The following is a 13,372-nucleotide window of genomic DNA, read 5'->3' as shown; positions in this document are numbered from 1 at the left end:
TTCACCAACATGAGACGTTTAACCGTAGCCGGCAGGCTGTTCGTAACGGCCCTGATTCTTGCGGCCTTATATTTTGGATTCAGAATGCTGGGGGGCAATGAACTGCTCCGCAAAATGGCTCCTGCCCGCGAAACGACTGAGCAAACAGATGAAACAGGCTCGCCAACGTTACCTTCGGCTGGTCCGGAGGGCACATCCTCTGAGCAATCATCGGCAGCGGCTCCTCAGGTAACGGCCAGCGCCGACCGCGCCGGGTTTGCCTACACACCCCCTGCGCCAACCAACGGGAGGCTCAAAGGGGTAGTTGAACTGGGGGCTAGTGGGTTCAACTCCTTTATTATCAACCTCGACCGTCAGAAAAACTGGAAGCTGGAAAAAGCGGAGTTTGGTAACAGCCTGGTGCTTGAGAACATGGCCTCCGACTTCGACATCCGCGAGGGCCTGAAGAAGTACATCGCCGGCATGCTGGACTATGGTGTCAATGGGCGCGACATTCACTTTGTGGTGAGCTCCGGAGCGGTAAAAGCCGAAAATACGCAGAAGATCATCCGGGCGCTGAAGTCGCTGAACTACGTAGTGAACACCGTAACACCCGAGCAGGAGGGAAAATATGCCCTGCGGTCGGTGCTGCCGGCACAGTACGAAAACAGTGCCTTTGTGACCGACATTGGCTCCGGAAACACGAAGATCTCCTGGAAAGAAGGTGAGCGTATTTCGGCAATAGAAACCTACGGCTCCAAATACTACCAGAACAATACCAGTGATGAAACCGTGTATAATGGCGTAAAAGAGCAGGCCTCCAAAATACCGTCGGATAACCGTAAAACCTGCTTCATCATCGGTGGGGTACCGTTTGAACTGGCCAAGCAGGTTCGCAACGGCAAAGAGCGGTATACCGTCCTGAACGCACCATCCGGCTACAAGGGCGACAACGCCAAAAACAAAGCCGGTCTGACAATTTACAAAGCCATTGCCGACGCTACCGGCTGCAATCAGTTCGTCTTCGACTGGGATGCTAACTTTACCATTGGCTTCCTGCTGAGTTTGCCCCAGGCGTAGGGTTGGTTGAGTGGTGAATTAGTTCATTGGTTAACCAGGTTACGGGCTCAAGCCCATCGCTACGTACCGATGGGCTTGAGCCCGTCTTCTTTTCTTATGCCCCATTACCCCACTAACTTTTCCCTCTCAGCCTGAATCATTCCCACTCAAATCCGAGTTAATCCTTTGAAAGCGTATCTTTGCAACCTGCTTAAACAGCAAGTCTAAAATTCAGTTAATCGATGGCTTTAACTCCCGCCCAGCAGGGCTTTTTCTTTCCGGCCGAGTGGCACCCGCACGCGGCTACCTGGCTAAGCTGGCCCCATACTGAAGCGTCCTGGTCGAAAGAACGGCAGGAGCTCATGTTTCCGGCTTATTTAGAATTTATCAGAACCATTGCCGAGGGCGAAGAAGTCTGCATCAATGCCCACAACGAGTATATCATTCAGGGGGCGAAAATGCGGCTGCTGATGGCTGGCGTTGACCTGGCCAATATTAAACTGTTGGCGCACCCCGTCAACGACTCCTGGTGCCGTGACCATGGCCCGGCATTTCTGATCAACCCGGATCTGGGTCAGCGCCTGATTGTCAATTGGGGCTACAATGCATGGGGGGCTAAATACCCGCCCTATGACCGCGATGATCTGATACCCATCGAAATTGCTCATTACCGGAAGCTGCCGTACGTGAATGCCGGCATTGTGATGGAGGGCGGTTCGGTCGAGTTTAACGGCAATGGTACCGTACTCACCAGCAAGGCGTGTCTGCTGAACGAAAACCGGAACCCTCACCTGAGCCAGGAGCAGATTGAGCAGTACCTTTGCGACTACTACGGGGTAAAGCAGGTGTTATGGGTGGAGGAAGGGATTGTTGGTGATGATACCGACGGTCACATTGATGATACCGTCCGCTGGGTCAACGAGGACACCGTGGTGGCCGCCTGCGAACCCGATCCGAAAGATCCCAATTACCGGTTTCTGCACGACATCCACGTCGACCTGAAGGAGATGCGGCTACTCAACGGCAAGCAACTGAATGTAGTTGAACTGCCCATGCCGGACCCGGTTATCATCGATGGGCAGCGCCTGCCGGCTTCTTATGCCAATTTTTACATCTGTAACGCGGCCGTCATTGTACCTACCTTCCGGTGCGACAAGGACCAGGAAGCCATTGATATTCTGGAGCGGTGCTTTCCCGACCGCAAGGTGGTTGGTATTGACTCCACCGAAATCATCTGGGGACTGGGTAGTTTCCACTGCCTTAGTCAGCAGGAGCCGACGCTGGATACCACAGCAGGTAACGTCTCAACGGGAGGCATTTAGACAGAGTCGTCCGGCGGTTATGGGTGAAGAGCTATATAAGGGAAAGGTGTTTCGGTCGGTGGCTAATACCGAAAATGGTGAGGTTGGGACCGAAACGCTTTTCAACTATCAGCAGGAAGGGAAAATAGTCTGGGCCGACTATGCGGGGGGCGCTATTGTGAAGGGCTTTCTGATCGCGACGGTGAATCCCGACAACAGCCTTGATATGCGCTATCAGCACGTCAACCAGGCGGGTGAGCTGATGACCGGCCGCTGCCATTCTGTACCACAATACCTGTCCGATGGGCGATTGCGGTTGCATGAGCGCTGGCAGTGGACCTCCGGTGACGGTTCGTCGGGCGAGTCGGTCGTGGAAGAGGTGGCCCGGAATTATTAAAAACCCTTAAAATCAAGCCGAAGAATCAATAATTGGTTGTATCTTTCGTTATCGAAACAGGCTTAACTACCACTTACCTGTTCGATTCAGAAGCTACTGAACATGTAAACGCCACCAGCCGAACCCCAACCGGAGCGGCTGTTTTAGTCTTAAAAAGGTTTCCATGCGTACCCATTCTTATCGCATTCCGTTTTTTAAATTCCCTGCGTTACGTCCCTCTTACAAAATGTCCGGCCGCGTAGCCAGTGGTCTATTGATATCGGCTCTGGTAGCCGCCTGTAAAACCGCAGCGCCAACGGTTCAGAAAGCCACTCCCGCTGAGCCGGTTATCCTGACCCTGGGCAACAAAGGGTTTACCACCGACGATTTCTTTCAGTCTTATACCAAAAACCAGATTTCCGGTGACTCCGCCCAGCGGACGGATCTGAAAGGCTACCTGGATCTGTACACGAATCTGAAACTGAAGGTACTGGCCGCCGAGCAGGAAGGCCGGGATACCACCGAGTCGTTCCGCGAAGAAATTGAAACCTATCGCAAACAACTGGCGCAGTCGTACCTGACGGACAAAGCATTGGTGGAACAGCTTTCGGAAGAGGCTTATCAGCGGATGCAGGAGGAAGTCAACGCGTCACATATTCTGATTGCGGTGGCGGAGGATGCCCTCCCGGCCGATACGCTGGCGGCTTTCCAGACGGTTCAGGGGCTGCGCGAGCGGCTGCTGAAAGGAGAAGACTTTGCCGCCCTGGCCCGTCAGTATTCCAAAGATCCGACCGTTGTCCAGAATAGCGGATCGCTGGGGTATTTCTCGGCGTTTCAGACGGTATATCCGTTTGAGACAGCCGCTTATACTACCCCCGTGGGGAACGTTTCGCAGCCGGTGCGCAGCCGGTCTGGTTACCACCTGATTAAGGTAAACGACCGCCGGTCGAGCCGGGGTAAGATTCAGGTGGCGCATATTATGGTGCGCATCAGTCCCAGCGCCGATGAGGCCGGGCAGACAGCCGCCAAAGCCCGCATTGATGAGATATATAACCGACTACAGAAGGGTGGCGCTTTCGATGGACTGGCGAGGGAATTTTCCGACGATGCCCAATCGAAGAGCAACGGCGGTCTGCTACCAACGTTTGCTACCGGCCAGATGGTACCCACTTTTGAAGATGCTGCTTTTGGCCTGAGTACACCGGGCAGCTACTCCAAACCCATAAAAACCAACTATGGCTGGCATATTCTGAAGCTGGTTGAGCGGAAGCCCCTGGAACCCTATACGGAGCTGGCCCCCGCCTTACGCCAGAAAGTAGTAACCGACTCCCGGGCCGATCTGATCCGGCAGGCAACGGTTCAGCGACTCCAGAAAGAGTATTCAGTTAAGCCGAACGAATCTGTGCTGAAGGCCGCGCTGGCCAAAGCAGACAGCAGCCTGCTACAGGGCAAGTGGAATTACCAGCAGCCGCTGGAGGCTTCGCTGGACGGAAAGACCCTGGTGAGCGTAAACAACCAGCCGGCTACGGTAAATCAGTTCTTTGCCTATGTCCGTCAGAAGCAGCAACCCCGGACGGCCGGTTCAGCACCAGGAGTGGTTATGCAGCGGTTATTCGACCGGTTTGTTGGGGACCAGCTAATTGCCGTCGAAGAGGCTAATCTGGAGAACAAGTACACGGAGTTCCGGGCGCTGCTGAACGAGATCCGCGATGGCGTACTGCTGTCGCAGATGATGGAGCAGAACGTCTGGGAGAAATCCATGGCCGATTCGCTGGGCCAGCGGCAGTACTACGAGCAGAACAAACAGAAGTACGGCTTTCCGGAGCGGGCGTTTGCCACGGTGGTTGTAGCCAGCAACGATGACATGCTTCAGCAGGCCCGGCAGACCCTGGCCAGCAGTCCGTATCAGCTCCGGCGGTCGGCTCCGGAGATCGTCTACGCCAGAAATAAGACAACACTGGATACTAAACAGAAAGAGGCTCTGTATGATATTCTGGTGACAATGGTGCGTAATCCGGAGTACGTAATTGAAGTGTCCGGCTCACGCGAGGCTTCCGAGAAAGATACGGTATCAGCTGGTCGTATCCGTTCGGTGGTCAGCTACCTGATGAGCAATGGGGTATCGGTGCTGCGTATTATAGAAAAAGACCATGGCGCTTTCCGGCCCGGTAGCAAGGCCGGTGCGAAAGATGCCGCCGACCAGCGCCGGATCACGTTCCAGTATTTCTCGACGGCCAAAAAAGACGTGGAGAAGGTGCTGAACGCGAAAAATGCAAATGCTGTTACGATTACAGAGGGCGTATTTGCCGAAGGAACCAACCCGCACCTGGACTCGGTAGAGTGGAAACCCGGCACCACGATATTGCATCCGGATAATAAATCGGTACTGGTTATTATAAATCGGGTAGAGAAACCCCGCTTAAAGACTTTTGACGAGGCCCGGGGGGCGGTCATTAACGATTACCAGGCTTTTCTGGAGAAGCAGTGGCTGGCGCAGTTGAAACAGCGCTTTCCGGTGCAGATTAACGAAGACGAAATGCGCAAACTGATCAAATAGACCATTCCCGCTTATTTCATACTATCATGCTGAAAAAACGAATTACCATAAGTCTGGGAGTTTTGCTGAGCTGTCTGCTCACCATTCCGGCCTTTTCGCAGGGGCAGGGCATTACCCTGAACAAGATCATTGCGAAAGTCGATAACTACTACGTCCTTAAGTCCGACCTGGAGCGGACCTACCAGGATTACGTGGCGCAGAACCAGACGCCACCTGCCAAGTGTCAGCTGCTCGAAAGCCTCGTTATCCAGAAAATGATGCTGGCCAAATCAGAGATTGACTCCGTGTTTGTCGATGATAAGCTGGTGGATAACCAACTCGACAGCCGGATGTCGTACATGATTCAGCAGTTTGGCTCGGAGAAGAATATTGTGGAAGCCTATGGCAAAAGTCTGGAGATGCTTAAGAGCGAACTGCGGCAGCAGGTGAAAGAGCAGATGACCATCCAGAAGATGCAGTCGACCATTACGGAGAAGATCAAGGTAACCCCCAACGATGTCCGGAAGTTCTTCAATGCCATCCCCAAAGATAGCTTACCGTATATGCCCGCCGAGGTAGAAGTAGGGCATATTGTCCGCTTTGCCAAGATAACCAAAGAGCAGAAGGACGAACTGCGCAAGCGGCTGCTGGACCTGAAAGAACGGGTACAGAAAGGGGAAGACTTCGCCAAACTGGCGAAAGAATTTTCCGAGGATGTAGGATCTGCCCAAAACGGTGGTGACCTCGGCTACGCAAAACGGGGCGCCATGGTGGCTCCGTTTGAAGGTGCAGCCCTAAAGCTGAAGCCGGGTGAGATGTCGGATATCGTGGAGACCGAGTTTGGCCTGCACCTGATCCAACTGGTTGAAACACGCGGAGCTGAGTACCATGCCCGGCACATTCTGCTGCGTCCGGACTACAACCGGCTGGACCTGACGGATCCGACGAGTTTCCTCGACAGCCTGCGTACACTGATCGTGGCCGACAGCCTGACGTTTGCGAAAGCGGCTAAATTACATTCGGAAGATAAAGGTACGTCGGATGCCGGTGGCCTGATCCGCGATCCGGAATCGGGGAGCTCTATGATGCCCATGGATGGCAGTATGGACTACAGCCTATTTATGATGCTCGACTCCATGAAGGTAGGCTCGGTGACCGTGCCGATGCCGTACCGGACAGAAGACGGAAAAAGTGCCATGCGGATTTTGTACTTTAAGAACAAGGTTCCGCCCCACACGGCCGACTTCAAAACCGATTTCGAGAAGTTACAGAACATCGTGATGGCCAATAAAAAGAATCGCGCCATCGACGACTGGTTCCGTAAGTCAGTCGGTGATGTATATATTACGGTAGACCCGGAATACAACAGTTGCCGTATTTTCGGAACGTCACAGGAAAGTGCAGCTTCCTCCGGCGGGAATTAATGAACCGCGACGGCGGACCGTAATGAACAATAAATACGGTGCAACAGTTAGCTAACTGTTGCACTCTTTTATAAGCGTATTGCCGCCTGCCCATACAACTTTTTCCTGATTGCTCACATGGTTAACTAGTAAGTTCTGATTATTCATTCACCATTCTAATTCTGACACCCTGTGCCCTACACATCAGATGTTGCGGCTGCTGAAGCCCTCAACGATTCGTACAAAAAACTTACAAGTGAAATTTCTCAGGTAGTTATTGGTCAGGACGAGACGATCCGGCTGCTGCTCACCGCTATCTTTTGCCAGGGACACTGTCTGCTGGTTGGTGTACCGGGTCTAGCCAAGACGCTCCTCATCCAGACCATCGCCAATGCCCTCGACCTGAGTTTCAACCGGATTCAGTTTACCCCTGACCTGATGCCGTCGGACATTCTCGGCTCCGAAACGCTGGATCAGGAGCGTAACTACAAATTCATTAAAGGACCGGTTTTTGCCAATATCATCCTGGCGGATGAGATCAACCGGACGCCACCCAAAACCCAGTCGGCGCTGCTGGAGGCCATGCAGGAATATGCCGTTACGATTGCCGGCCATAAGTTCTCCCTGGGGCGCCCCTTCTTCGTACTGGCCACCCAGAACCCAATTGAGCAGGAAGGAACCTACCCCCTGCCGGAAGCGCAGCTCGACCGGTTCATGTTCAATATCTGGCTGGATTATCCTTCGTACCGGTCGGAACTGGACATTGTGAAGAGCACTACCTCCGACGAGCGGTACGAAGTGCAGAAAGTGATTTCGGGTGAAGAAATTCAGGCGTATCAGCACCTGGTGCGCCGGGTACCCGTGGTTGATAACGTCATTGAGTACGCCGTAAAACTGGTACACAAAACCCGCCCGAATACCGAACTGGCTTCGGGCGAAGCGAATCAGTACCTGGAGTGGGGAGCCGGACCGCGGGCGTCGCAGGCGCTTATTCTGGCCGCCAAATGCAATGCTTTGCTGAATGGGAAGTATTCGCCCGATATTGAAGACGTACGGGCGGTAGCCATGCCGATTCTACGGCATCGGATTGTCCGGAATTTCAAGGCGGAAGCCGAAGGCATCACTGTCGATGATCTGGTAAAGCGGATGATGTAACAGCCATGCTCAGGCCAAAAAATAAGGCGGGCAGCACTTCTCGTAGAGTGTGCTGCCCGCTTTTTTATGGTATCAGGAAGCTTGTCCGCCGTTGACGCCCAGTACCTGTCCGTTCACGAAAGACGCTTCGTCGGAGGCCAGGAACAGGTAGGCGTTGGCAATGTCTTTGGGGTCTCCCATTCGGCCGGCGGGTATCAGTTTGATCTGGTTCTGCCGGATTTCTTCGGGCATGGCATCGGTCATATCGGTTTTGATGAAGCCGGGCGCTACCGCATTGGCCGTAATGCCGTGTTTGCCCAATTCTTTGGCCCAGGTGCGGCACATGGCAATTACACCCGCCTTGGCTGCGGTGTAGTTGGTCTGCCCGAAATTACCATGCACGCCCACAATAGACGATGTGCAGATAATGCGGCCATACTTGTTTTCAACCATATAGGGCACAACGGCTTTGGTGCAGTTGAATACGCCCGTCAGGTTTACGTCGATAACCTGCTGCCACTCCAGGTGCGACATTTTCAGCAGGGTTTTGTCGCGGGTGATACCGGCATTGTTCACCAGAATGTCAATGCGGCCGTAGCGGTCGGCAATCTCCCGCGTGACGGCTTCAATGGCCGGTACATCGGTGGTGCTGATTTGCATGAACTCGCAGCGGTGGCCCTGTTCCCGTAATGTCCGGGCGGTCTCTTCGCCGACGTCCAGTAAATCCCAGATAATGACGGTGGCTCCTTCCTGACAAAAGACTTCGGCGGCAGCTTTGCCGATGCCGCGGGCGGCTCCGGTAATGATGGCAATTCGGTCCTGTAAACGTGGCATTCTATGGTGGTTTTAGGATATATGCGGACTTATTCAAACAAGAGAGAAATGAGCTCGGCTACACAGGCCGGCTTAGGCTGTTTTTCCAGCTCAAAGACGCAGTTCATAGTGATCCGCAGGCCCCCTTCTACCGGCTCGGCTTCCAGCAACGTAGCTTTCATCCGGACATTGCTGCCCGAGGGTACTGCCGACGTAAACCGGATTTTGTTGGCCCCGTAATTTACCCCCATTTTTACGGACGCCACCCGAAACAAATCGGACATGAATTTAGGGGCTAGTGACAGGGTAAGAAACCCATGCGCAATGGGCGTTCCAAAAGGGGAGTGGGTCTTTGCCTTCTCTACATCAATATGAATCCACTGGAAATCGAGCGTTGCTTTGGCGAAGTCATTGATCATCTCCTGCGTAACGGTGAGATACGGCGTAGTGCCGATCTCCTGTCCGACGCAGGACTTCAGGTCGGCAAGGGTAGCGAAGGTTTGCATACGTATAGGGTTAAGTTATTTCGGCGCCATGCGAATGGCACCATCCAGCCGGATGACCTCACCATTCAACATGGGATTTTCCACAATGGACCTGGCCAGTAAGGCATACTCTTTGGGTCGGCCCAGCCGCGACGGAAACGGCACCTGCTGCCCCAGCGAGAGACGGGCCTCTTCGGGCAAAGCCGCCAGCAGGGGTGTCTCAAACAGGCCGGGTGCAATGGTCATTACCCGAATGCCGGTGCGGGCCAGGTCGCGGGCAATCGGCAGGGTCATGCCCACGATACCGCCTTTAGAGGCTGAATAGGCCGCCTGTCCAATCTGCCCATCATAAGCGGCCACCGAGGCTGTGTTGATGATCACACCCCGCTCTCCTTCTTCATTGGGCTGGTTCTTCTCCATAGCGAAGGCTGCCAGGCGAATTACGTTAAAGGTACCAATCAGGTTGACCCGGATTGTTTTCTCAAACGCTGCGAGGGAGTGCGGCCCGTAGGTATCACCGACTTTGCCTATGGTTTTCCGGGCTTCGGCAATGCCGGCGCAGTTGACGATGATGTGGACGCCACCAAAGGCGCGTACGGCCAGGTCAATAGCGGCCTGTACGTCGGTCTCGCTGGACACATCGGTCCGGCAGAAGAGGACATTTACCCCCAGTTCGTCGGCCAGCGCTTTGCCGCGTTCTTCGTTCATATCGAGGATGACCACATTAGCTCCGCCAGCGGCAAACTGACGGACAGTAGCTTCTCCCAGACCAGACGCCCCTCCGGTCACTAAAGCGGTTGCGTTTTCTAACAGCATGTTTGTTGATATACGTTCTTCGGGATCACAATATAGCCATTAACTCGTTCCAGTGGCGAATATCGTGGGTCGGCTTTTGGGGCGCTTCCAGACCGGCCGGATTATAAAAAACCGTATCCATACCCACCGTCTGTGCGCCCAGGATGTCGGCTTCGTAGTTGTCACCGATCATGATGCTTTCTCCGACGGTCGCTCCGCTCACCGCCAGGGCAAATTCAAAAATGCGCCGGTCGGGCTTTTTCGACGAGGCTTTTTCGTTAGTGATGATGTGGTTAAAGTAATCGGTGATCCCCGAGCTTTCCATCTTGATCGCCTGAATCTCGTTGAAGCCGTTGGTGATGATGTGCAACTCGTAGCGGCCATTCAGGTGATCGAGCACGTCTTTGGCCGATTCGGTGAGGTGTGGCTTGCGGGGCAGTAGTCGCAGGTATTCGTCGCTCAGTTGGCTGCATACCGCCGTATCGGGTAAGCCCAGCGCCTGAAACACCAGCGGAAACCGGTTCTCCCGGATATAGGTATGGGTTACAATATTCCGGTCAAAATCGGCCCAGAGTTTTTTGTTGATCTGCAGGAAGTGCTCGCAGAACTCCTCCACCGACGTGATGCCTGCCTCTGCCAGCCGGAAACTTTCGTACATCTCGCACAGCGACTCAATTGAATTCCGGTCAAAATCCCAAAGTGTATGATCTAAATCAAAAAAGAGATGCTTATACATAAAGTCGAGTAATTGTTACTGTGGGGCAGTTGAACTGCCCCACAGTAACTAAAAAGTAAGCTTCAACCGCTCGACGGGCTGGTTATTGACCAGGTGGCTTTCTACGATTTCGTCAACGTCTGAAAGCTGAACATTACCGTAGTTTACACCATCCGGGTACACCACCACCGACGGGCCAAGGGCGCAGGTATCCAGACAGCCGGCTTTCTGCGCCCGAATGTCTATTTGTAAACCACGATCCTTGAGTGCTTGTTTAAACGCTTCGACGAGGGCCAGCCCATGTTCTTCTCCGCAGCTTTTCTTGGGAGCCGGCTTTTGGTTGGTACAGATAAAGACGTGTTTCTTGAATTTCATGCGATTGTGTTCCGAACGTGAGCCGCAAAGGTCCGAAACTTTGGGCACATTTCAGATTCACGCCATCGCTACATCAGAAGAAAGCGGTAACATAAACAGGAACGTAGTGCCGGAACCGGTTTCTGAAACGACCTCCAGCCGGCCGTGCATCGCTTCGGTCCGCTCCTGAATGTTCTGCAGGCCCATACCCGACGATTCTAAGGTGGTTATGCCCCGCCCGTTGTCTTTGACGACCATGGTCAGCTCGCTGCCAATGCGCCGGAAGGTTATCTCGGCCTCGGTCGCGTTGGCGTGTTTGAGGATGTTGTTGCAGAGCTCCAGGCAAATGGAGTACAACTGGAAGTCGGTGTTTTTATCGAGAGGGGGCAAACTGGCCACATCCAGTTTGAAACGGGTCAGTTGGGTATTGTTCAGTTTGTCGACCAGCCGGATCAGGGCTTTGGCCAGCCCCTGCTTCTCCAGTTCCTGCGGCTGCAGGTTATGCGACAGGTAACGAACTTCGGCATAAGCCTCTTTGGTCATGTGCATCAGGTTTTCGTAAATGTGCTGCTCCCGCTCGGAAAGCCGGGTAGCGTTGAGGGCGGACAGGCTCATTTTGATAGCCGACAGGATACCGCCCAGGTTATCGTGCAGGTCGGCGGCTACGCGTTTGCGCTCCTGCGTCTGACCGCGCAGCAGGGCTTCTTCAATTTCCCGGTTTTTGGTCAGCAGCTGGTGGTTGGCGGCTTCCAGCTCGGCAGTGCGTTCCCGCACTTTGTCTTCCAGCCCGTGATTGAGTCCTTCAATCTGCTGCTTCTGGTGAGCAATCTGGCGGTTTTTACGAATAAACACCGCCAGAAAAGCCAGCAGCATCAATAAACCAACCACCAGAAATTGCCGGGTCAACCGCTGCTGTTCGAGATTCTGGTTAAGCGTATTTATCCGGGCTCTGTTTTCCAGCTGATTTTTTTCGTTGGCGGCCCGCAGCCGGCTTGCCTCTATTTTTTGCTTCAGTTGGGTTTCGCGCACTACAGCGGCCAGTTGCTCTGCTTCCACTTTTGCCTTTAACTGATCCAGTTCAACCTGTCGGCGGATATTCATCAACTGCTGTCGTTGAATCAACTGCTGTTTTTCAGCTTCTGCCTGTACTTTCTCAATATCGTAACGTTTCTGAATCGCAACAATTTCGTCGATGCGTTTCTGGCTGGTCAGGCTGTCGCGCACGACTACAAATTCTTCAAACATAGCCAGTGCCTTGTCCGGTTTGCCTGCCGCGCGGTATACCTGATACAGGGCCGATGTGGCCATTTGCAACAGGCGCTTACTATCCCGCTGGCGGGCTACTTTCAACGATTTCTCTCCGTATTCAATGGCTTTGTCGAGTTGGTTCAGCAGCCGGTACCCCTCGGCCAGCCGCGACCAGACGGATGCCTGTCCGGGCACATCTCCCAGCCGGTTCCAGATGGTTAAGGCTTCTTCGAAATAGCGGGTGGCCTGTTCGGGTTGTTTACGCGCCATAAAGAACTCCCCTAAGCGCTGATTGGTATAAGCAATGTTGGTCTGTGAATTGGTCTGGTAAGCGATGGTACGCGCTTCTTCAAACCTGTTGCGGGCGTCGTCGTACCGCCCTTGGCTATCATAAACGTCGCCCATCTGGCTAAGTACCTGACTGATCAGCAACTTACGATTCCGCTCTTTCACTAGCGTATTATAGGGTAACAGCACCAACGACTTCTCGTAACTTTGGAGCGCCATGTCATACGCTTTAAGCAGGAGGTGTATGTCGCCCATATTCATATGCACCTGCCAGAGCGGAGACGTTTCTCTGGGCAGCCCTACGCACAGTTCTGATGCTTTTTGGTTGATTTGGAGCGCCTTCGGGTAATCCCCTTTAAATACCCGGAAATAGTACTCATCCAGCATATGTCCCCGGACAGCATACACCCGGTTGTTGTAGGAGATGGCCTGCGTGACCAGTCTGCTGGCATAGTAGTGAAGGCTGTCCCGTGCCGAACCCTGCACCTGTTTATAGACCAGGGCCATGAACCGCAGGCCTTCCAGCTTAAGGGAGTCGTTCAGGACGGTACGCGGCAACCCATCTACCTCTTTCAGGTGTCGTACACCAACACTCTTTAAACTGTCTAAATAGGCTTTATCGCTACGCCGGTCGAAGTTAAGTTCGGGTAATGGCGCACGCTGGGCCGAAGCAGGGCCGGCCAGCCATAAAAAGCACCATAAAGCAGCGACGTGTCTCATAGATCAATTCTTAACTGCCTGCCCCGCCTTACCGATCAACACCCGGCTAAAGATAAATAATTATCTGTTAGTAAGGCAGTTCTGTTAAATCAAAAGTAAACAGGTTGCTGTAAACAGGAAAAGAAGTTGGCACGGAACGGTATTTCCTGAGGGTCAATTGTCATTA

12 protein-coding genes are annotated in these 13,372 nt (G+C 53.5%); 6 read left to right on the top strand and 6 right to left on the bottom strand.

All coding sequences use genetic code 11. From position 1 onward, the window contains the following. Window positions 1–9 precede the first annotated feature (9 nt). The 6 genes from ABD949_RS02185 to ABD949_RS02160 all read left to right on the top strand — a co-directional run bounded on the left by ABD949_RS02185 (window position 10) and on the right by ABD949_RS02160 (window position 7,809). Window positions 10–1,059: a hypothetical protein gene (locus tag ABD949_RS02185; protein ID WP_345240126.1), complete on the top strand. Its 1,050-nt coding sequence runs from the start codon at window positions 10–12 to the stop codon at window positions 1,057–1,059. A gap of 221 nt (window positions 1,060–1,280) precedes the next feature. Beyond that, entirely contained in the window at window positions 1,281–2,360 is a 1,080-nt protein-coding gene (locus ABD949_RS02180) for an agmatine deiminase family protein (RefSeq protein ID WP_345240124.1), read from the top strand. 19 nt (window positions 2,361–2,379) lie between these two features. Further along, window positions 2,380–2,736, top strand: coding sequence for an avidin-fold protein (locus ABD949_RS02175; RefSeq protein ID WP_345240121.1), 357 nt, complete (start codon window positions 2,380–2,382; stop codon window positions 2,734–2,736). A 226-nt stretch (window positions 2,737–2,962) separates the two neighbouring features. Beyond that, window positions 2,963–5,272 carry a peptidylprolyl isomerase gene (locus ABD949_RS02170; RefSeq protein WP_345240119.1) on the top strand — a complete coding sequence of 770 codons (2,310 nt, stop codon included), beginning with the start codon at window positions 2,963–2,965 and terminating at the stop codon, window positions 5,270–5,272. A gap of 26 nt (window positions 5,273–5,298) precedes the next feature. After that, complete coding sequence (locus ABD949_RS02165; RefSeq protein ID WP_345240117.1) at window positions 5,299–6,675, top strand: peptidylprolyl isomerase; 1,377 nt, start codon at window positions 5,299–5,301, stop codon at window positions 6,673–6,675. A gap of 171 nt (window positions 6,676–6,846) precedes the next feature. Then, window positions 6,847–7,809: an AAA family ATPase gene (locus tag ABD949_RS02160; protein WP_345240115.1), complete on the top strand. Its 963-nt coding sequence runs from the start codon at window positions 6,847–6,849 to the stop codon at window positions 7,807–7,809. Window positions 7,810–7,881: 72 nt separating this feature from the next. Here ABD949_RS02160 and fabG read toward each other — a convergent pair whose 3' ends face one another. From fabG to ABD949_RS02130, 6 genes are read right to left on the bottom strand one after another with little or no spacing between them, the layout of a single operon-like run. Next, window positions 7,882–8,622, bottom strand: a complete 741-nt coding sequence (gene fabG, locus ABD949_RS02155; RefSeq protein ID WP_345240113.1) for a 3-oxoacyl-ACP reductase FabG — start codon at window positions 8,620–8,622, stop codon at window positions 7,882–7,884. Window positions 8,623–8,651: 29 nt separating this feature from the next. Next, window positions 8,652–9,107, bottom strand: coding sequence for a MaoC family dehydratase (locus ABD949_RS02150; RefSeq protein WP_345240112.1), 456 nt, complete (start codon window positions 9,105–9,107; stop codon window positions 8,652–8,654). A gap of 15 nt (window positions 9,108–9,122) precedes the next feature. Beyond that, the gene (locus tag ABD949_RS02145) at window positions 9,123–9,902 is read right to left on the bottom strand and encodes a 3-hydroxyacyl-CoA dehydrogenase (protein WP_345240110.1); all 780 of its coding nucleotides are present in this window, start codon (window positions 9,900–9,902) and stop codon (window positions 9,123–9,125) included. A gap of 25 nt (window positions 9,903–9,927) precedes the next feature. Further along, window positions 9,928–10,617 (bottom strand): YjjG family noncanonical pyrimidine nucleotidase, encoded by a 690-nt coding sequence (locus ABD949_RS02140; RefSeq protein WP_345240109.1) that lies wholly within the window; start codon window positions 10,615–10,617, stop codon window positions 9,928–9,930. 48 nt (window positions 10,618–10,665) lie between these two features. Then, window positions 10,666–10,971, bottom strand: a complete 306-nt coding sequence (locus ABD949_RS02135; RefSeq protein ID WP_345240108.1) for a (2Fe-2S) ferredoxin domain-containing protein — start codon at window positions 10,969–10,971, stop codon at window positions 10,666–10,668. A 57-nt stretch (window positions 10,972–11,028) separates the two neighbouring features. Further along, window positions 11,029–13,206 (bottom strand): tetratricopeptide repeat-containing sensor histidine kinase, encoded by a 2,178-nt coding sequence (locus ABD949_RS02130; protein ID WP_345240106.1) that lies wholly within the window; start codon window positions 13,204–13,206, stop codon window positions 11,029–11,031. Between the last annotated feature and the right edge of the window lie 166 nt (window positions 13,207–13,372).

This window comes from Nibrella saemangeumensis, from assembly GCF_039541915.1.
Taxonomy (GTDB): Bacteria; Bacteroidota; Bacteroidia; order Cytophagales; family Spirosomataceae; genus Nibrella; species Nibrella saemangeumensis.
Note: the sequence above shows the minus strand (reverse complement) of the source record. Positions and strands in the feature narration are given on the sequence as shown.